General features: G+C 65.6%; 19 protein-coding genes and 1 riboswitch. Of the genes, 15 read left to right on the forward strand and 4 right to left on the reverse strand.

Features of this window, described 5'->3' with window-relative positions; all coding sequences use genetic code 11:
* The first annotated feature begins 43 nt into the window (after positions 1–43).
* From B7Y64_RS01215 to B7Y64_RS01230, 4 genes are read left to right on the forward strand one after another with little or no spacing between them, the layout of a single operon-like run.
* Positions 44–1,039 (forward strand): KpsF/GutQ family sugar-phosphate isomerase, encoded by a 996-nt coding sequence (locus B7Y64_RS01215; protein ID WP_024813480.1) that lies wholly within the window; start codon positions 44–46, stop codon positions 1,037–1,039.
* Positions 1,039–1,620 carry an HAD hydrolase family protein gene (locus B7Y64_RS01220; RefSeq protein WP_291324498.1) on the forward strand — a complete coding sequence of 194 codons (582 nt, stop codon included), beginning with the start codon at positions 1,039–1,041 and terminating at the stop codon, positions 1,618–1,620. Before B7Y64_RS01215 ends, B7Y64_RS01220 begins: the two co-directional genes overlap by 1 nt.
* On the forward strand, positions 1,617–2,234 hold the full coding sequence (gene lptC, locus B7Y64_RS01225) for an LPS export ABC transporter periplasmic protein LptC (protein WP_291324497.1): 618 nt from the start codon (positions 1,617–1,619) through the stop codon (positions 2,232–2,234). The genes B7Y64_RS01220 and lptC overlap by 4 nt, the downstream gene beginning before the upstream one ends.
* A gap of 26 nt (positions 2,235–2,260) precedes the next feature.
* The gene (locus tag B7Y64_RS01230; protein WP_291324496.1) at positions 2,261–3,043 is read left to right on the forward strand and encodes an SDR family oxidoreductase; all 783 of its coding nucleotides are present in this window, start codon (positions 2,261–2,263) and stop codon (positions 3,041–3,043) included.
* Between the two features lie 144 nt (positions 3,044–3,187).
* Here B7Y64_RS01230 and B7Y64_RS01235 read toward each other — a convergent pair whose 3' ends face one another.
* Both B7Y64_RS01235 and B7Y64_RS01240 read right to left on the reverse strand, forming a co-directional pair.
* A complete protein-coding gene (locus tag B7Y64_RS01235) occupies positions 3,188–3,682 on the reverse strand; it encodes an RNA-binding protein (protein ID WP_291328200.1) in 495 nt (164 codons plus the stop codon).
* A 265-nt stretch (positions 3,683–3,947) separates the two neighbouring features.
* Complete coding sequence (locus B7Y64_RS01240) at positions 3,948–4,373, reverse strand: RNA-binding protein (RefSeq protein ID WP_291324494.1); 426 nt, start codon at positions 4,371–4,373, stop codon at positions 3,948–3,950.
* Between the two features lie 248 nt (positions 4,374–4,621).
* Positions 4,622–4,805, forward strand: a riboswitch (yybP-ykoY riboswitch).
* A gap of 20 nt (positions 4,806–4,825) precedes the next feature.
* Between B7Y64_RS01240 and B7Y64_RS01245 the strand changes: the two genes are divergently transcribed.
* The 5 genes from B7Y64_RS01245 (at position 4,826) to B7Y64_RS01265 (ending at position 10,158) form a co-directional block, all read left to right on the forward strand.
* Complete coding sequence (locus tag B7Y64_RS01245) at positions 4,826–5,389, forward strand: TMEM165/GDT1 family protein (protein ID WP_114655760.1); 564 nt, start codon at positions 4,826–4,828, stop codon at positions 5,387–5,389.
* A gap of 143 nt (positions 5,390–5,532) precedes the next feature.
* Complete coding sequence (locus tag B7Y64_RS01250) at positions 5,533–6,660, forward strand: homoserine O-acetyltransferase (RefSeq protein ID WP_291328202.1); 1,128 nt, start codon at positions 5,533–5,535, stop codon at positions 6,658–6,660.
* Complete coding sequence (metW, locus tag B7Y64_RS01255) at positions 6,657–7,241, forward strand: methionine biosynthesis protein MetW (RefSeq protein WP_024813472.1); 585 nt, start codon at positions 6,657–6,659, stop codon at positions 7,239–7,241. Before B7Y64_RS01250 ends, metW begins: the two co-directional genes overlap by 4 nt.
* Before the next feature lie 429 nt (positions 7,242–7,670).
* Entirely contained in the window at positions 7,671–9,158 is a 1,488-nt protein-coding gene (locus B7Y64_RS01260; protein ID WP_291324493.1) for a M20/M25/M40 family metallo-hydrolase, read from the forward strand.
* 127 nt (positions 9,159–9,285) lie between these two features.
* Positions 9,286–10,158 carry an alpha/beta hydrolase gene (locus tag B7Y64_RS01265; protein ID WP_291324492.1) on the forward strand — a complete coding sequence of 291 codons (873 nt, stop codon included), beginning with the start codon at positions 9,286–9,288 and terminating at the stop codon, positions 10,156–10,158.
* A 171-nt stretch (positions 10,159–10,329) separates the two neighbouring features.
* Here B7Y64_RS01265 and B7Y64_RS01270 read toward each other — a convergent pair whose 3' ends face one another.
* Positions 10,330–11,511 carry an MFS transporter gene (locus tag B7Y64_RS01270; protein ID WP_291324491.1) on the reverse strand — a complete coding sequence of 394 codons (1,182 nt, stop codon included), beginning with the start codon at positions 11,509–11,511 and terminating at the stop codon, positions 10,330–10,332.
* 210 nt (positions 11,512–11,721) lie between these two features.
* On the opposite strand from B7Y64_RS01270, the gene B7Y64_RS01275 reads away from it, so the two are divergent.
* The 6 genes from B7Y64_RS01275 (at position 11,722) to ubiD (ending at position 17,024) form a co-directional block, all read left to right on the forward strand.
* Positions 11,722–12,765 (forward strand): peptidase U32 family protein, encoded by a 1,044-nt coding sequence (locus B7Y64_RS01275; RefSeq protein WP_291324490.1) that lies wholly within the window; start codon positions 11,722–11,724, stop codon positions 12,763–12,765.
* A gap of 8 nt (positions 12,766–12,773) precedes the next feature.
* On the forward strand, positions 12,774–13,682 hold the full coding sequence (locus tag B7Y64_RS01280; protein WP_291324505.1) for a U32 family peptidase: 909 nt from the start codon (positions 12,774–12,776) through the stop codon (positions 13,680–13,682).
* 251 nt (positions 13,683–13,933) lie between these two features.
* Positions 13,934–14,476: an SCP2 sterol-binding domain-containing protein gene (locus B7Y64_RS01285; protein WP_291324489.1), complete on the forward strand. Its 543-nt coding sequence runs from the start codon at positions 13,934–13,936 to the stop codon at positions 14,474–14,476.
* On the forward strand, positions 14,473–14,880 hold the full coding sequence (locus tag B7Y64_RS01290) for a putative zinc-binding protein (protein ID WP_291324488.1): 408 nt from the start codon (positions 14,473–14,475) through the stop codon (positions 14,878–14,880). The genes B7Y64_RS01285 and B7Y64_RS01290 overlap by 4 nt, the downstream gene beginning before the upstream one ends.
* Complete coding sequence (locus B7Y64_RS01295) at positions 14,873–15,469, forward strand: UbiX family flavin prenyltransferase (protein WP_291324487.1); 597 nt, start codon at positions 14,873–14,875, stop codon at positions 15,467–15,469. The genes B7Y64_RS01290 and B7Y64_RS01295 overlap by 8 nt, the downstream gene beginning before the upstream one ends.
* Positions 15,470–15,536: 67 nt before the next feature.
* The gene (ubiD, locus tag B7Y64_RS01300; protein WP_291324486.1) at positions 15,537–17,024 is read left to right on the forward strand and encodes a 4-hydroxy-3-polyprenylbenzoate decarboxylase; all 1,488 of its coding nucleotides are present in this window, start codon (positions 15,537–15,539) and stop codon (positions 17,022–17,024) included.
* 187 nt (positions 17,025–17,211) lie between these two features.
* On the opposite strand, the gene B7Y64_RS01305 is transcribed toward ubiD, so the two are convergent.
* Positions 17,212–17,517, reverse strand: coding sequence for a flagellar basal body protein (locus B7Y64_RS01305; RefSeq protein ID WP_291324485.1), 306 nt, complete (start codon positions 17,515–17,517; stop codon positions 17,212–17,214).
* Positions 17,518–17,584 lie beyond the last annotated feature (67 nt).

A 17,584-nucleotide genomic window follows, 5' to 3' on the forward strand; every position in this document is an offset into this window, starting at 1 on the left:
AATGCTATCCGAGCCCATGCACCCCGGTCGATAGAATCCGCGCATGACTCCCGCCACCCATTCCACTCTTGATCCGGATCAGGCCCTGCACCTGGCGCGGGAAACGTTTGACATCGAGGCGTCTGCCCTGAGGGGGTTGGCTGCCCGCGTGGATGCCCGGTTTGTGCAGGCGGTGCAGCGGGTTTTGCAGACCACCGGGCGCGTGGTGGTCATGGGAATGGGCAAGAGCGGCCATATCGGACGCAAGATTGCGGCCACGCTGGCATCCACCGGTACGCCGGCTTTTTTTGTGCACCCCGCCGAGGCCAGCCACGGTGATCTGGGCATGGTGACCGGCCAGGATCTGGTGCTGGCCATCTCCAACAGCGGCGAAAGTGGCGAACTCACGGCGCTGCTTCCGGTGCTCAAGCGCCTGGGCGTGCCCCTGATCGCCATGACGGGGGGGCTGAACTCCACCTTGGCCCGCCATGCAGACCTCACGCTCGACTGCAGCGTGGAGCGCGAGGCCTGCCCGATGAACCTGGCACCCACGGCCAGCACCACCGCCCAGCTGGCGATGGGCGACGCCCTGGCCGTGGTCCTGCTCGATGCGCGCGGGTTTCGCCCGGAGGACTTTGCCCGTTCGCACCCCGGCGGCGCCCTGGGCCGCAAACTGCTGACGCATGTGAGCGATGTCATGCGTTCCGGCGATGCTGTCCCTCGCGTCTTGCCCGAAGCTTCTTTCAGCGAACTGATGCGGGAAATGAGTGCCAAGGGACTGGGCTCCGCCGCCGTGGTGGATGGCGCGGGGCAAGTGCTGGGCATCTTTACCGATGGCGATTTGCGCCGCCGCATCGAAGCGGGCGCCGACCTGCGCACGGCCACGGCCGCCCAGGTCATGCACGCCACGCCCCGCCGCATTGCACCCGACGCCCTGGCGGTCAATGCCGCCGAAATGATGGAGACCCACGGCATCACCAGCGTGCTGGTGGTGGGCGCGAACGGGACGCTGGAAGGCGTGGTCCATATCCGCGACCTGATGCGGGCCAAGGTGATCTGATGAGCGCCATCACCCCTTTATTTTCAGCAGCCGACAGCAGCTCGGCGCTCAGCTTCGATCCCGTGCTGCTGCTGCAGGCCCAGGGCGTGCGCGTGGCCTTTTTCGATGTGGACGGGGTGCTGACCGACGGCGGCCTGTATTTCAGTGAAGCGGGCGAAACGCTCAAGCGCTTCAACACCCTGGACGGGCATGGCCTGAAGTTGCTGCAGAAGGCCGGCATCACCCCGGCCGTGATCACTGGCCGCGATTCGGCCCCGTTGCGCCTGCGCCTGAAGGCGCTGGGTGTCGAGCATGCCGTGTTTGGCACCGAAGACAAGCGCCCCGCGGCCGAGCAGATGCTGGCGAGCCTGGGGTTTTCGTGGTTGCAGGCGGCTGCCATGGGTGACGACTGGCCCGATCTGCCCGTCATGCGCCGCTGCGCCCTGGCCTGCGCCCCCGCCAATGCCCATGTGGAAGTGCGCCATGCAGCGCACCACACCACCGTGGCGCGTGGCGGTGAAGGGGCTGCGCGCGAGTTTTGTGATCTGCTGCTGGTGGCCAGTGGCCGCTATGCAGCCTTGCTGGCGGACTACACGCAATGACGCCCGTGATGCGCCAAGGCTGGGAAAAGTTTTCGCTTTACCTCCCGATCATCCTCATGGGGATGCTCGCGCTGGGCACCTGGTGGCTGGTGCGCAATGCCCCCGCGCCCATTGCCGCAGCGGCCGGGCCCAGCAATCCACACCAGCCCGACTATTTCATGAAGCTCTTTTCGGTCAAGAGCTTTGATGCCACGGGGCGGATGCAAAGCGAAATCAAGGGCGAGATGGGGAGGCATTATCCCGACACGGACACCCTGGAGGTCGACAAAGTCCTTATGCGATCGGTGACGCCGCAGGGTCTTGTGACCCTGGCCACGGCCGATCGCGCCCTGAGCAACGCCGACGGCTCTGAAGTGCAGTTGTTTGGCAATGCGGTGGTCACGCGCGAGGCGATACCGGGTGGCGCTGGCACGGCGCAACCGCGCCTGGAGTTCCGTGGTGAATTCCTGCACGCCTTCACACAGGCCGAGCGGGTGCGGTCAGACCAGCCGGTCGTCCTCATCCGGGGCAACGACCGGTTCACGGCCGACGCCATGGAATACGACCACCTTGACCAGGTGCTGCAATTGCGCGGGCGTGTGCGTGGCGTTCTGATGCCTGCTGCGTCGCGATAAGTCGCGCACAGCGCCGAAGCCGCCCCATGACTGCACCACTCGTCTTCATTACCGGCGCCTCCAGTGGAATCGGCCAGGCGCTGGCCCTGCGTTTTCATCGGCAAGGCTATCGGCTGGCGCTGGTGGCGCGGCGCACATCTGAGATCAAATCATGGGCTGGCGCCCATCAGATAAGCGCTGACAGCTATGAAATATATAGTGCGGATGTGTCCGTGCCCGAAAGCATCATGGCAGCGGGCCAGGACTGCAAGGCACGCCAGGGGCTGCCCGATGTGGTGATTGCCAACGCCGGCATCAGTGTGGGCATGGACACCGCCATTGGCGCAGATATGGAGGTCATGGCGCGAACCTTTGCCACCAACAATATCGGCATGGCGGCCACCTTCCAGCCGTTTGTGGACGGCATGGTGCAACGCCAGTCCGGCACCTTGGTGGGTATTGCCAGCGTGGCGGGAGTTCGGGGCTTGCCAGGGCATGGGGCCTACTGCGCCAGCAAGGCGGCGGTCATCAGCTATTGCGAGAGCCTGCGTGGCGAAATGCGCCCGCATGGGGTGCGTGTGGTCACCCTCTCGCCCGGCTATATCGACACGCCGCTCACCCGCCAGAACCGCTACGCCATGCCGTTCCTGATGCAGGCCGATGATTTTGCAGACCGTGCTTTCAACGCCATTGCCGCAGGTGCACGCCACCGGGTCATTCCCTGGCAGATGGGCATCGTCGCCGGGCTGCTGCGCATGCTACCGAACGCGCTGTTCGACCAATTGTTGGCAGGCCGCCCGCGCAAGCACCGCCAGGGTGAGGTGCAATAGCCCGAAGGGCGGGGTCAAGCCTGTCATGCGATGGCGTGCCGGGTGCCGACATTTTTCAATAAGGCCGCCTGATTTTTCCAAACCCTTGGCCATGAAAAAAGCCCCCGAAGGGGCTTGTCTCAAGAAAACCTGTAGGTGAGTGGTTCAGTAGCCGTTGCCGCCACCGTAGCCACCACCGCCGCCGCTGCGGCCACCGCTGCCGCCGCCATTGCGTGAACCCGTGCCATAGGGGCTGCGAAAGCCGCCTTCACTGCGACCGCCGCCACCGTAGCCGCCACCATCACCTCGGCCACCACCTCCATAGCCACCGCCGCCGCCTTCACGGCCACCTCCGTAGCCACCGCCACCGCCGCCATAGCCGCCTCCACCACCACTGCGGGGCGGACGGGGCTCCATGGGTCGCGCTTCGTTGACGACGATACCGCGGCCTCCCAAGGGCTGGCCGTTCATGCCCTGAATGGCAGCCTGCGCCTCGGCATCGCTGCCCATTTCGACGAAGCCAAAGCCTTTGGATCGACCGGTGTCGCGCTCCATCATGACCTTGGCGCTCGTCACTGAGCCAAATTGGCCAAAAGCCTGCTCCAGATCGCTGTCACGTACCGAGTACGGCAGGTTGCCCACATACAGTTTGTTGCCCATCACGGGACTCCTCAAAAACACATGGAAAAAGCGATGGAGTCCAGAAAACGCAACCAGCTAGTCTCAATGACGCCCTATGCGCGAAACTGACGGATCACCGCAAACTTGAAGGCGAGAAAACCCCGCAGCGGCAATTTTTCTCATAGTTTTTAAAAAAAGGCAAGTGTCCTTTGCCGTTGTGGCAGCAATGCTGCAGCCATAAAAAAAGGAGCCCAAAGGCTCCTAGTTTTGCCGGCAGCAGGTGCAAGCACCTGCCTTATCGGTCTTAGTAGCTGCTACGGCCACCGCCGTAACCACCACCACCACCGCCGCCGCTGCGGCCACCGCCGCCGCCGCCGTATCCACCACCACCGCCGCCGCCACCACCGTAGCCGCCGCCACCACCGTAGCCGCCGCCACCACCGCTGCCGCCGCCGAAGCCGCCGCTACGTGGAGCGCGTGGCTCCATGGGGCGAGCTTCGTTGACCACGAGGTCACGGCCGCCGAAGTTGGTGCCATGCACGCCTTGGATGGCAGCCTGGGCTTCAGCATCGCTGCCCATTTCGACAAAGCCGAAACCCTTGGAGCGGCCGGTGTCGCGCTCCATCATGACCTTGGCGCTGCCGACCGAGCCGTACTGGCTGAAGGTCTGCTGCAGGTCTTCGTCGCGGAAGGAATAGGGCAGATTGCCCACGTAAAGTTTGTTGCCCATGAAGGACTCCTGAAAAAACATGAAAACGCGATGGGAGTCCGACGCAATCAACAAACCTGTGACGACTTCAAAGACGCGAAACTGACCAATCACCGCTAACTTAACTACTTTCCTGCATTGCAGAAAAGCGAAGCCATTATTAATCACTTTTCTGCGCCGCGTGGATATTTATTTCCAAGGGGGTTTTTTGAAGGCAGGCAGCGTTGTCGGTGATGCCAGCGCGACCCGTGAACGCGTTGCACTAAAATCGCCCGGTCTTTGGGGAGTAGCCCGTCCGGCCGCACGCAGCGCCGGGGGCATGCGTCAACACACTTGGGCTCTCACAGCCTATGGCGCATGCGGCTTGCAATGAGCTGGGCGAGACCATTGACTGCATGCCGATCCATTGGCCGGAGTTGGCGTGCAGTCAATGCGTTCACCACCCATCCGGCCGGATTGGATAACCCCTCCCCATGGAAGCCTTTTTTGTTTCAACCGCCATCGTCGCCCTTGCCGAGATGGGTGACAAGACCCAGTTGCTGGCGCTGGTGCTGGCCGCGCGTTTCCGAAAGCCCTGGCCCATCGTTCTGGGCATTCTGGTCGCCACGCTGGCCAACCACGGGCTGGCGGGTGCGCTAGGTGCCTGGGTGACCACGGTGGTGGGGCCGCAGGTGCTGCGCTGGATATTGGGCGTTTCGTTCATTGCCATGGCGGTGTGGATGCTGATTCCGGACAAGCTCGATGAAGGCGATGCCGACGGCGCGCCGCGCTGGGGCGTTTTTGGGACGACGCTGGTGGCCTTTTTCCTGGCCGAGATGGGTGACAAGACGCAGATTGCTACCGTCATGCTCGCGGCGCAATACAACGCCTATCTGTGGGTGGTGGCTGGAACCACGCTGGGCATGATGCTGGCCAATGCGCCCGTGGTCTGGCTGGGCGACCGCATCACACGCCTGGTGCCCATTCGTGTGGTGCACGGTGTGTCCGCGGTCATTTTTCTGGTCCTTGGGCTGGTGGCGATCTTTGCGCCGGTGTGACCGTGCGGGGTGGCCGCAAGGCGACCCTTTTGGTATATTTGCGCTACGCGCCGATTTGCTACAGCTTGCGGGCGCTTTATAAATTCTGCTAAAGACCCGTCCGACACTGCCCGGCCTCGTTTTTAGCGATGCCGGGTTTTTTTATGTCGTTCATTGCCACGCCCCAGACCATGCATTTTCCGGAGGTGCTGCCGCTGCAAAGCGGCGCCTCCATCCGCGATTACCACCTCGCTTTCGAGACCTACGGCCAGCTCAATGCCGACCGCTCCAATGCCGTGCTGGTGTGCCACGCGCTCAACGCCTCGCACCACGTGGCCGGTGTGTACGAAGGCCAGGACAAGAGCGAAGGCTGGTGGGACAACATGATCGGCCCGGGAAAGCCGGTGGACACCAACCGCTTCTTTGTCATCGGCGTGAACAACCTGGGCTCGTGCTTCGGCTCCACCGGCCCGATGCACCTGCACCCCGACACCGGCGAGGTCTACGGTGCGGATTTCCCCGTGGTCACGGTGGAAGACTGGGTCCACGCCCAAGCCCGCCTGCTCGACCGCCTGGGCATTACGCAACTCGCCGCCGTGCTCGGCGGCAGCCTGGGGGGCATGCAGGCCCTCTCGTGGACGCTGCAATACCCCGAACGCGTGCGCCATGCCGTGGTGGTGGCCAGCGCACCCAACCTCACGGCCGAGAACATCGCCTTCAACGAGGTGGCGCGCCGCGCCATCGTCACCGACCCCGACTTCCACGGTGGACACTTTTACCGCCACAGCGTGATCCCCAAGCGCGGCCTGCGCATCGCCCGCATGATCGGCCACATCACGTACCTGAGCGACGACGTGATGAACGAAAAGTTCGGTCGCCAGCTCAGAGAGGGTCTGGACCTCAAATACTCTACACAGGACATCGAATTCCAGATCGAGAGCTACTTGCGCTACCAGGGCGACAAGTTCAGCGAATACTTCGACGCCAACACCTACCTGCTCATCACACGTGCGCTCGACTACTTCGACCCCGCGCGCGCCTTTGGTGGCGACCTCACCCAGGCCCTGGCGCGCGCCACGGCCAAATTTCTGCTGGTTAGCTTCACCACCGACTGGCGCTTTTCGCCCAAGCGCTCGCGCGAGATCGTCAAGGCGCTGCTCGACAACCGCCGCAGCGTGAGCTACGCCGAGATCGATGCACCCCACGGGCACGATGCCTTTTTGCTCGATGACGCCCGCTACATGGGTGTCGTAAGCTCATATTTCGATAGCATTGCAAAGGAGCTGGCATGACCGAGAAAGCCACCATGGAAGCCCTGGCGCGCCTGGTGCCCGAAGGCTCGCGCGTGCTTGACCTGGGCTGCGGCGACGGCAGCATGCTCGACTACCTGCAGCGCAGCAGGGGTTGCAGTGGCTACGGCATCGAGATTGCCGATGCCAACGTGCTGGCCTGTGTGCGCCGGGGCGTCAACGTCATCCAGCTCAACCTCGACGAAGGCCTGGCCATGTTTGGCGACAACTCATTCGACGTGGTGCTGCAGATCGACACCCTGCAGCACCTTCGCAACGCCGAAGTCATGCTGCGCGAAACCGCGCGCGTGGGCCGCACCGGCATCGTCGCGTTCCCCAACTTCGCGCACTGGCCCAACCGCCTGTCGGTGCTGCGCGGGCGCATGCCGGTCACGCGCCGCCTGCCCTACCAGTGGTATGACACGCCCAACATCCGTGTGGGCACCTACAAGGACTTTGAGGTGCTCGCGCTCAAAAACCAGCTGCGGATGATCGATTCGTTCGGCCTGCAGAACGGGCGCGCGGTCCGTTGGTGTCCCAACGCACGGGCGGGCACGGCGGTGTTTCATTTCGAGCACGCCTGAGCGCCACGACGGGGCAAATCCTGACAGGATTTTTTGCTATATAAATAATAGCTATTGACGCTTTCTGGATAAGCGCAAGAGCCATTTTTGTCCCAAAATCCGTAGGGCATGCATCCAAAGCGTCGGCGCCACTGCACTGTTGCGCGACTTCGCGAATGCCGCGCTGAAGAAAAGTGCCTGCCCTGGCGGGCCATGGCGCCTTGTCTGGCACGCAGCGGCTTTCCCGATGGCGATCGGTGTCATGGGCCTTGCTGCAGCGAGTGAGCGCCGACAGCGGTATCGCGTGGCGCAGGGGGCCGACGCGCCATTGGGCCCCGGTAGGCTGCGGGGATCAATCCGGGGCCGTCCCAGGCGTCTCCCCGTGAACCGTGGCGCCCGAGGGCGCGTTGTGGTCGAATGCGGTTTTCGAATTGCCGCTGGAGCCCGCCCATGAACGCCCGAGTCCCCTCCCAAATCCTTCAACCTGCGCTGGCACTGGAGCGGGTCGGCCAGGCGTGGGATGACGACATCCTGCGCCAGCTCACCGAATACATCGCCATTCCGGCCAAGTCGCCCACCTTTGCCCCCGACTGGGCGCAGCTGGGTCTGCTCGATACCGTGGTGCGCAATGCTGCCACCTGGGTCGAGGCGCAAAAAGTGGCCGGTCTGCGCCTGGAGGTCGTGCGCCTGCCCGGCCGCACACCGGTGCTCTTCTTCGAGATCGAGTCCACCGAGGCCGCCGCCACCCAGACGGTGCTGATGTATGGCCACCTGGACAAGCAACCCGAGTTTTCCGGCTGGCGCAGCGACCTGGGCCCCTGGACGCCCAAGTACGAAGACGGCAAGCTCTACGGCCACGGCGGTGCCGACGATGGCTACGCCGTGTACGCCAGCATTGCCGCCGTGCAGGAACTCAAGCGCCAGAACGTGCCGCACCCGCGCATCGTGGGCCTCATCGAAACCTGCGAGGAAAGCGGCTCGCGCGATTTGCTGCCCTACATCGACGCCCTGCGCACCCGCCTGGGCGATGTGGGCCTGGTGATCTGCCTGGACAGCGGCGCGGGCAACTACGACCAGCTGTGGCTCACCACCAGCCTGCGCGGCATGGCCAGCGGCACGCTCAAGGTTGAGATCCTCACCGAAGGCATCCACTCGGGCGACGCTTCGGGGCTGGTGCCATCCAGCTTTCGCATCATGCGCCAGGTGCTCGACCGGCTCGAAGACAGCGCCACCGGCCGCCTGCTGCCCGCCAGCTTTCACTGCGAGGTGCCCGCCGACCGCCAGGCCCAGGCCCGCGCCACGGCCGCCATTCTGGGAGACGAGGTGTACAAGCGCTTTCCCTGGGCGCACTACGACTGCGGCGGCTCTACCCAGTTCGCGCTGCCCACCACCACCGACCCGCTGCAGGCGCTGCTCAAGCGTACCTGGGAGCCCACGCTGAGTGTGACCGGCGCCGAGGGCTTTCCTGCGCTGCAGGACGCCGGCAACGTGCTGCGCCCCTACACCGCCTTCAAGCTCAGCCTGCGCCTGCCTCCGCTGGTGGATGCCGCCCAGGCCGTGCAAGAGCTCAAAACCCTGCTCGAAGACAACGCGCCCTACCAGGCGCGGGTTACTTTTGACGGGGGTGGCGGCGCCACGGGCTGGAACGCCCCGGCCACCACGCCATGGTTCGAGCAGGCGCTCAACGAAGCCTCGCAAGCGCACTTTGGCGCATCCTGTGGCTACATCGGCCAGGGCGGCACCATCCCGCTGATGAACATGCTCAGCGAGGGCTTCCCCACCGCGCAGATGATGGTGTGCGGCGTGCTGGGCCCCAAGAGCAACGCCCACGGCCCCAACGAGTTCCTACACGTGCCCTACGCCAAGCGCCTGACTGCCTCGGTGGCGCAGGTGATCGGCGCCATGGCAAAGCAGGCCGCATCGGAGCCCGCCGTCTGAACCGCTGGCAGAGCGGCGCGCGCAGCGCTGGCCCCGACGCTCAAGCTTTCTCCGCAATCTGCGGGTGTTTTCACCGTAACGCGTGCGGTCCATGTTGCCCGCGCTGCCCCCAAACCTTTCCCGACCTATGTCTGACACCGTTGTTTCCACCTTGAGCACACTGACCACTTTCACCGCGGCAGATGGCGAAAACCTGGCGGTCCAGGACTGGCCGCTGTTGGAGGGCACATCCCGCGGCACCGTGCTGCTGGTGCATGGCCTGGGCGAGCATGTGGGGCGTTACGACGCTGTGGCACGGCGCCTCAATGCCTGGGGTTTTGCCGTGCGGGGCTATGACCAGTATGGCCACGGCGAGTCGGGTGGCCCGCGTGGTGGCCTGACAGGCGAGATGCGCCTGCTGGACGATCTGGCCGACATGGTGGACGCCACCCGCGCCCGCATGGCGGCCCACCAGCCGCTGGTGCTGCTGGGCCACAGCATGGGCGGCCTGGTCGCGGCGCGGTTCGTGTCGATGCACCTGCGGCCGGTGGATGCGCTGGTGCTCTCGTCGCCCGCACTGGACCCGGGGCTCAATGCCGTGCAAAAGCTGCTGCTGGCCACGCTGCCGCGCATCTTGCCCAACCTGCGCGTGGGCAACGGGCTCGATGCGCAATACCTTTCGCACGACCCGGCCGTGGTGGCCGCCTACCTGGCAGATCCGCTGTGCCACGACCGCATTAGCGCCCGCCTGGCCCGGTTCATCGCCGACGGCGGCCCCGCCACCGTGGCGCGTGCCGCGCACTGGAGCGTGCCCACCCTGCTGATGTGGGCCGGTGCAGACAAGCTGGTCAACCCCGCTGGCAGCCGGGCGTTTGCTGCGGCGGCGCCCCGGGGCGTGGTGCAGTCGCATGGCTTTGAGCCTTTGTTCCATGAGCTGTTCAACGAAAGCCCCGAACTGGCCGACCCGGTGTTTGCCCTGTTGCGCCAGTGGCTGCTGCAGCACTGCCCCGCCGTGGATTGACAGGATGCGGCGGGTTGGCCGGATTTTGTTAAAAACAGGCTCTAGCCCTTGCGTGTAAAGCTCTAATAGCTATTTTATTGATAGCAATCAATGCAAATGGCGGCCGGCGGTTCGTGGCGCAGCGCCCGGAGCGCGGTGTTGGCGCGTTCACCCACCGCCGGGTTCTGGCCCTCAGGCGGCCTGCACCCGGCGCCGGTGCAACGCCAGCCACAGCAAGGCTGCCCCAGTGATCGCAATGGGCGCCAGCGAGCCGTAGTTGAGCAGCGTCCAGCCCTGCGTGGTGACCAGCACGCCCGAAAACAGTGAGCTCACCGCCAGCGTGGCAAATACGCAGAAGTTCAGGGCCGCCTGGGCGCGGTCCTTTTCTTCGGGGCGGTAGGCCGTCATGGCCAGCGCGGTGCTTCCGGTGAACAGAAAATTCCAGCCCACCCCCAGCATGAACAGCGCAATGCCAAAGTGGTGCAGCTCCACCCCCATCAGCGCCACGGCCACACAGGCCAGGTTCAGCAGCACGCCCGCCCCCATGATGGGCAGCACGCCATAGCGCTTGATGAGGTGGCCCGTGAAGAAGCCCGGCGCAAACATGCCGATCACATGCCACTCCAGCACCAGCGCCGCGTCATCAAAAGCGAAGCCGCACACCTGCATGGCCAGCGGGGTCGCGGCCATCAGCAGGTTCATCACGCCATAGCCCAGGGCGGCGCCCAGCACGGCCACGAGGAAGGCAGGCTGCCGCATCAGCTCAGGCAAGGGCCGGCCACGGGCGGGCTGGCCCGCCGCGTTGAGCACCTGCGGCGGCGCCTCGAAACGGATGGCGGCCATGCACGCCATGGCCAGCAGCGCCACCGCCATCAGCGCCACATAGGCGCCCGCAAACGCTGCGGGAAATAGCGTGCGCGTGGCGCTGGCCAGGTTGGGGCCGGCAATGGCGCCCAGCAGGCCACCGGCCAGCACCAGTGAAACGGCCTTTTCCCGGTAATCGGTGGCCGCCAGTTCGGCCGCCGCAAAGCGATAAAGCTGGCCGTTGGCACTGTAGTAACCCGCCACCAGCGTGGCCGTGCACAGCACCCAGAAATTGGCAGTGAAGGCCGCCCAGGCGCACAGCGCTGCTGACGCCACCGCCACGGCCAGCCCGATCTGGAACGACACCTGCCGCCCCCAGCGCGCTTGGCTGCGCGCCACCAGCGGGGTGGACAGCGCACCGCCCACCACATAGGCCATCACGGGCAGCGTGGCCATCCAGCCAAACGGTGCCAGCTGCAGGCCCACCAGGCCGTTGATGCCGATGAAAACGACGTTGTTGGTCAGGAAAAGGCCCTGGCAGAGGGCCAGCAGCCACAGGTTTTTGTTCACGGCGGGAGGGCGATGGAGAGGGGGTGGATGAAGGGGCTCAGCACGGCAGTGTCGGCGGCACCGGGGCATGGCCTGCATCAAAGTCCGACTGCGTTTGTCTGGCATTGTGCGCTGCAATTGACTCAGATCAGCCCCCACCCGGCCCTGGACCGGTAATGTGGCCACCAGTGCCGTGGCTCCAAGCCCGGAGTCGGCTATTGATCGCTTGTGATGGAATCCCTGAACCCTACTGCAGTGCCCCCCGTGGCGCCCGGCTTTGAACTTGTCTGCCCTGCCGGCAGCCTGCCCGCCCTGAAGGCGGCGGTGGACAACGGCGCAAGCTGCGTCTATCTGGGCCTGCGCGACGCCACCAATGCGCGCAATTTTGCCGGGCTCAACTTCGACGAAGCGGCCATTGCCAACGGCATCCGGTACGCACACGAGCGTGGTGCCAAAGTGTTCATGGCGCTCAACACCTACCCGCAGGCCGCCAACCCCGCGCCTTGGCGCGCCGCCATGGACAAGGCCGTGGACATGGGCATGGACGCCGTCATCCTGGCCGACCCCGGCCTCATGCAGTACGGCGCGCAGCACCACCCCCAGCTGCGCCTGCACCTGTCGGTGCAGGGCTCGGCCACCAGTGCCGACGCCATCAACTTCTACCGCGAGCAGTTCGGCATCGTGCGTGCGGTGCTGCCGCGCGTGCTGTCGATGGAGCAGGTGCAGCGCGTGATCGACAGCACCTCGGTGGAGATCGAGGTGTTCGGCTTCGGCAGCCTGTGCGTGATGGTCGAGGGGCGCTGTGCCCTGTCGTCCTACGTGACGGGCGAGTCACCCAACACCCACGGCGTGTGCTCGCCGCCCAAGTCGGTGCGCTGGCAGGAGACGCCCAAGGGGCTCGAATCGCGCCTGGGCGGCGTGCTGATCGACCGCTACGCCCCCGGCGAAAACGCGGGCTACCCCACGCTGTGCAAGGGGCGCTTCGATGTGGGCGAGGACGAAAACTACTACGCCATCGAAGAGCCGACCAGCCTCAACACGCTGGAGCTGCTGCCCAAGCTCATGAAGATGGGCGTGCGCGCCGTCAAGATCGAGGGCCGCCAGCGCAGCCCCGCCTATGTGGCGCAAGTCACCAAGGTCTGGCGCGACGCCATCGACAACTGCCTGGCCGACCCGCTGCGCTACGCCCCCAAGACCGCTTGGATGGCCAGCCTCGACCAGGTGGCCGAAGGCCAGCAGCACACCCTGGGCGCCTACCACCGCCCCTGGAAATGACGAACATGATCAAGCTCTCTTTGGGTGCGCCGCAGTACTACTGGCCGCGCCAGACCTATTTCGACTTCTACGAGGCCATGGCGGCGTCGCCGGTGGACATCGTTTACCTGGGCGAAACCGTGTGCTCGCGCCGCAAGGAGCTGCGCCTCTCGGACTGGCTGGACATCGCCGATCTGATGCGCTCTGCTGGCAAGGAGGCCGTGCTGTCCACCCAGGTGCTGCTCGAATCGGGCGTGGAAGTCAGCACCATGCACAAGGTGACGGCCAACCCCGATTACCTCATCGAGGCCAACGACATGGGCGCCGTGCAGCGCCTGTCGGGCAAGCGCCCTTTTGTGGGTGGCCTGCACCTGAACATCTACAACCAGCCCTCGCTGCAGTGGCTGGCCCAGTTGGGCGCCACGCGCTGGGTGGCACCGCTGGAGATGAAGCACGAAGACCTTTCCGCCCTGATCCAGAACGGCCCGCAAAATCTGCAGACCGAGGTGTTTGCCTACGGCCGCATGGCGCTGGCGTTTTCGGCGCGCTGCTTTACCGCACGCCAGCGCAACCTGCCCAAGGACGACTGCCAGTTCAGCTGCCTGGACCACCCCGACGGCCTGATGCTCAAGACCCGCGAGAGCGAGGAGTTCCTCGTGCTCAACGGCATCCAGACGCAGTCGGCCCGCGTGCACAACTTGATCGACGAACTGCCGCGCATGCAGCGCATGGGCGTGGCCGTGGCGCGCATCAGCCCCCAGGCGCAGCACACGGGCGAAATCGTGGCCCTGTTTGACGCCGTGCGCCAAGGCAGCCTGGCCCCGCGCGATGCCCGCGCCCAACTCCAGCCGCTCATGCCCGAGCAAAGCTGCAACGGCTACTGGCATGGCCGCCCCGGCCTGGACCTGGTCGAGTCCGAGGCCCTGGCCGCGGCCTGAACGCCATGGCCGGCCTGCTCCCCCGTCACCGCAGCGGCGCCAGCCAGCGCCGGGCTGGCGGCTTGGGGCGGGCAACGATGAACCCATCCCTCGCGCGGTGCGCATCCCGGGGGCTTGTTCAGCGTCAATTTTGTATAAAAATAGCATCTACCGCCTTACTGTATTGGTTTTGTTGCTATCAATTTTTTAGTCTCTGGCAGCGCGTTGCACCGCCCCGCAGCGTGCGCGCCGCCGCTTGAACAGGAAAACCCATGAACGCCTCCACCACGCCCCCGGCTCCCTTCGTCCTGCCCTCTCCCGTGGCGGCGTTCACGTCGCGCCTGCCGGCGTTTCCGGGCTCGCTGCTGCTGGTCACGGCGCTCAACCTGGGTGTGGCGCGCCAGTTGCCGCGCGATGTGGGCGACATGCTGCTGAACAAGCGCCTGCGCATCCATGTGCGCGATGCCGGGGTCACCTTCGACTTCACCTGGACCGGCGGTGCCTTTGCCCCGCGCGCGCGCCACGCCGAAATCGACCTGTGCATCAGCGCCTCGGCGCACGACTTTGTGCTGCTCGCGCAGCGCCAGCAGGACCCCGACACGTTGTTCTTCAACCGCCGCCTGGTCATGGAAGGCGACACCGAGCTGGGCTTGGTCGTCAAAAACACGCTCGACGCGCTGGAGCTGCCCGTGCTCGACCTGCAACAGTGGGCGCCGCGCCAGGTGCTGGCGCGCCTGTCGGCACTGCGCCCTGGCGCCCGGTCCGCACACAGTGCCTCGGGTGCCGACCCGCTCTATCCGGGTACCCGGCCATGAACCGCGCGGCCGACCCCCGTCCGCTGGTCTATTCGTGCTCGGGCTGCTCCAGCGCCGCGCAACTGGCCAACCATGTGGCGCTGCAGCTGGATCGACGCGGCGTGGCCGAGATGTCGTGCATCGCCGGGGTGGGCGGTGATGTGCCGCACCTCATGAAGATCGTGCGCTCGGGCCGCCCCATCATTGCACTCGATGGCTGCCCGCTGGTGTGCGTCAAAAGCACGCTGGCGCGCCACGGCATTGCGGCCGACCGCCATTACCAGCTGCAGCAATACGGCGTGAAAAAACGCACCCACGAAGATTTTGACCCCGCGCAGGCCGCCCTGGTGCTGGAGCAGGTAGAGGCCGACCAGCAGGCCGACCCCTTGCGCGCCAGCGCCGCCGAGATGGCCCCGCATGGCTGAGCCGGTGCGCACCCGCCGCATCATCGTCGCCATATCGGGTGCCAGCGGCGCCGTGTATGGCGCACGCTTGCTGCAGGTGTTGCGGGGCCTGCCCGGCATCGAGACGCACCTGGTTGTCTCTGACGCAGGATGGCGCAACCTGCAGCATGAGCTGGGCATGGAGCGCCCGGCCGCCCAGGCCCTTGCGCACCAGGTGCATGACGTGAACAACGTGGGCGCCGCGATTGCCAGCGGCTCGTTCCAGTGCCATGCCATGGTGGTGGCGCCGTGCTCCATGCGCACGCTGGCGGCCATTGCCCATGGCCTGGCCGACAACCTGCTGACGCGCGCGGCCGACGTGATGCTCAAAGAGCGCCGCCGCCTGGTGCTGATGGTGCGCGAGACGCCGCTGCACCTCGCCCACCTGCGCAACATGGTTGCCGTCACCGAGATGGGCGGCATCGTGTGCCCACCGCTGCCCGCCTTTTACCTGCGCCCGCAAACGGTGGAGGACGTGGTGAACCACAGCGTCGCGCGGGTGCTGGACCTCATCGACGTAGACCACCAGCTGGCACCGCGCTGGCAGGGCCTGGAGTTGGATGCTCCTTGATTCATAGCTGCTTGCGCTTATCCCATAAGCGCTAGCGGCCAATTTCACTCAAAACCTCTGGAACCCCATGGCTTACCGCGACCTGCGCGATTTCATGGCCCAGCTCGAAGCCACGGGCGACCTGCGCCGTGTGCACGAGCCCGTGTCGCCGCACCTGGAGATGACCGCCCTGAGCGACCGCGTGCTGCGCGCGGGCGGCCCGGCACTCTTGTTCGAGCAGCCCACGGGCCACCACATGCCGGTGCTGACCAACCTGTTTGGCACCACCGGGCGCGTGGCCCGCGCCATGGGTGTGCCCGACCTGCGTGGTGTGCGCGCCTTGGGTGAACTGCTCGCTACCCTCAAGGAGCCCGAGGCGCCCAAGGGCTTCAAGGACATGCTGGGCATGGGCCAGCTGCTCAAGACCCTGTGGAACATGGCGCCGCACACCGTGGGCCGGGGTGCACCCTGCCAGCAAGAGGTGTGGGAAGGCCCGGATGTGGACTTGGCCCGCCTGCCCGTGCAGCACTGCTGGCCGGGCGACGTGGCACCGCTCATCACCTGGGGCCTGACCATCACGCGCGGACCACGCAAGGCGCGGCAGAACCTGGGCATCTACCGCCAGCAGGTGATTGGGCGCAACCAGGTCATCGTGCGCTGGCTGGCCCACCGGGGCGGCGCGCTCGATTTTGCCGACCACTGCGCTGCCAATCCCGGCAAGCCCTATCCCGTGGCCGTGGCGCTGGGCGCCGACCCGGCCACGCTGCTGGGTGCCGTCACGCCCGTGCCCGACTCGTTGAGCGAATACCAGTTCGCGGGCCTGCTGCGCGGCGCACGCACCGAGGTCACGCCCGCGCTGGGTCTGCCGCTCACCGTGCCCGCCACAGCCGAGATCGTGCTCGAAGGCCATATCCAGCCCGACGCCAACCATGCCAGCGGTTGGCAGCACGCGCTGGAAGGGCCGTATGGCGACCACACCGGCTACTACAACGAGTGCGCCGAGTTCCCCGTGCTCACCATCGACCGCATCACGCTGCGCAAGGACCCGATCTACCACAGCACCTACACCGGCAAACCGCCCGACGAGCCCGCCGTGCTGGGCCTGGCGATGAACGAGCTATTCATCCCGCTGCTGCAAAAGCAGTTTCCCGAGATCGTGGACTTTTACCTGCCGCCCGAAGGCTGCAGCTACCGGATGGCGGTGGTCAGCATCCGCAAGGCCTACGCGGGCCATGCGCGGCGCGTGATGATGGGCGTATGGAGCCACCTGCGCCAGTTCATGTACACCAAGTTCATCGTGGTGGTGGACGCCGATGTAGATGTGCGCGACTGGAAGGACGTCATCTGGGCCATCACCACCCGCATGGACCCGGCGCGCGACACCATGATGGTGGAGCACACGCCCATCGACTACCTCGACTTCGCCTCGCCCGTGAGCGGCCTGGGCAGCAAGATGGGCATGGACGCCACCAACAAGTGGCCCGGCGAGACGCAGCGCGAGTGGGGCCGCCCCATGCAGATGACCGCCGAGGCGACGGCGCGGGCAGAGCAACTGTTTCAGGCGCTGGGGCTGTAAGGCGCCAAAGCGTGGCGTCGGTGCTTTCTTTCGGCGTGCCGAGGGGCTGTGCAGGCGGCGCGCGCCGGATTTGAAAAGCCAGGCCCGACGGGCCCGTGGTATCGCCTGTTTTGGCGCCATCCGTCCAATAAAAAGCCCCATCGGGTGGGGCATGTCAGGGCACCTGGGCAGGTGGTTTGGTGTGCTTTCAGGCTTTCACATCGAGCAGCGAACCCAACATCTGGTCCTGCGTCTTGATGGTTTGCAGACTGGCCTTGAAAGCGTAGGTGGCCGACATCTGCTCTACGGCCTCCTGCTCCAGCGCCACCCCTTTTTTGTTGGCCTCGCGCTCCACCGTGGCACGCACGCCCGCGCTGTCGGCCACGGCTTGCTGCGCCACAGACAGGCGGCGGTAGCCGGGCGTGTTGGCATTGGCCACATTGTTGGCCGATGCATCCAGCCGCAACTGGGCGGCCTGCAGGCCGGAACTGCCAATCGAAGAAAGGGATGCCATGGAACGCCTTACACAAAGTTGCAACTACAGCCTGCATTCTGCCGCCTGCCGCAGGGTGCGCGCAAGG

The sequence above is a fragment of the Acidovorax sp. 35-64-16 genome, from assembly GCF_002281195.1.
GTDB classification, from domain to species: domain Bacteria; phylum Pseudomonadota; class Gammaproteobacteria; order Burkholderiales; family Burkholderiaceae_C; genus Acidovorax; species Acidovorax defluvii.

Coding starts and splice junctions, on each gene's coding strand:
- B7Y64_RS01250 (WP_291328202.1), top strand. CDS start 5,533: ATGTCGTTCATTGCCACGCCCCAGACCATGCATTTTCCGGAGGTGCTG.
- B7Y64_RS01240 (WP_291324494.1), bottom strand. CDS start 4,373: ATGGGCAACAAACTTTACGTGGGCAATCTGCCCTATTCCTTCCGCGAC.
- B7Y64_RS01220 (WP_291324498.1), top strand. CDS start 1,039: ATGAGCGCCATCACCCCTTTATTTTCAGCAGCCGACAGCAGCTCGGCG.
- metW (WP_024813472.1), top strand. CDS start 6,657: ATGACCGAGAAAGCCACCATGGAAGCCCTGGCGCGCCTGGTGCCCGAA.
- lptC (WP_291324497.1), top strand. CDS start 1,617: ATGACGCCCGTGATGCGCCAAGGCTGGGAAAAGTTTTCGCTTTACCTC.
- B7Y64_RS01295 (WP_291324487.1), top strand. CDS start 14,873: ATGGCTGAGCCGGTGCGCACCCGCCGCATCATCGTCGCCATATCGGGT.
- B7Y64_RS01275 (WP_291324490.1), top strand. CDS start 11,722: ATGGAATCCCTGAACCCTACTGCAGTGCCCCCCGTGGCGCCCGGCTTT.
- B7Y64_RS01235 (WP_291328200.1), bottom strand. CDS start 3,682: ATGGGCAACAAACTGTATGTGGGCAACCTGCCGTACTCGGTACGTGAC.
- B7Y64_RS01285 (WP_291324489.1), top strand. CDS start 13,934: ATGAACGCCTCCACCACGCCCCCGGCTCCCTTCGTCCTGCCCTCTCCC.
- B7Y64_RS01305 (WP_291324485.1), bottom strand. CDS start 17,517: ATGGCATCCCTTTCTTCGATTGGCAGTTCCGGCCTGCAGGCCGCCCAG.
- B7Y64_RS01245 (WP_114655760.1), top strand. CDS start 4,826: ATGGAAGCCTTTTTTGTTTCAACCGCCATCGTCGCCCTTGCCGAGATG.
- B7Y64_RS01260 (WP_291324493.1), top strand. CDS start 7,671: ATGAACGCCCGAGTCCCCTCCCAAATCCTTCAACCTGCGCTGGCACTG.
- B7Y64_RS01265 (WP_291324492.1), top strand. CDS start 9,286: ATGTCTGACACCGTTGTTTCCACCTTGAGCACACTGACCACTTTCACC.
- B7Y64_RS01215 (WP_024813480.1), top strand. CDS start 44: ATGACTCCCGCCACCCATTCCACTCTTGATCCGGATCAGGCCCTGCAC.
- B7Y64_RS01230 (WP_291324496.1), top strand. CDS start 2,261: ATGACTGCACCACTCGTCTTCATTACCGGCGCCTCCAGTGGAATCGGC.
- ubiD (WP_291324486.1), top strand. CDS start 15,537: ATGGCTTACCGCGACCTGCGCGATTTCATGGCCCAGCTCGAAGCCACG.
- B7Y64_RS01290 (WP_291324488.1), top strand. CDS start 14,473: ATGAACCGCGCGGCCGACCCCCGTCCGCTGGTCTATTCGTGCTCGGGC.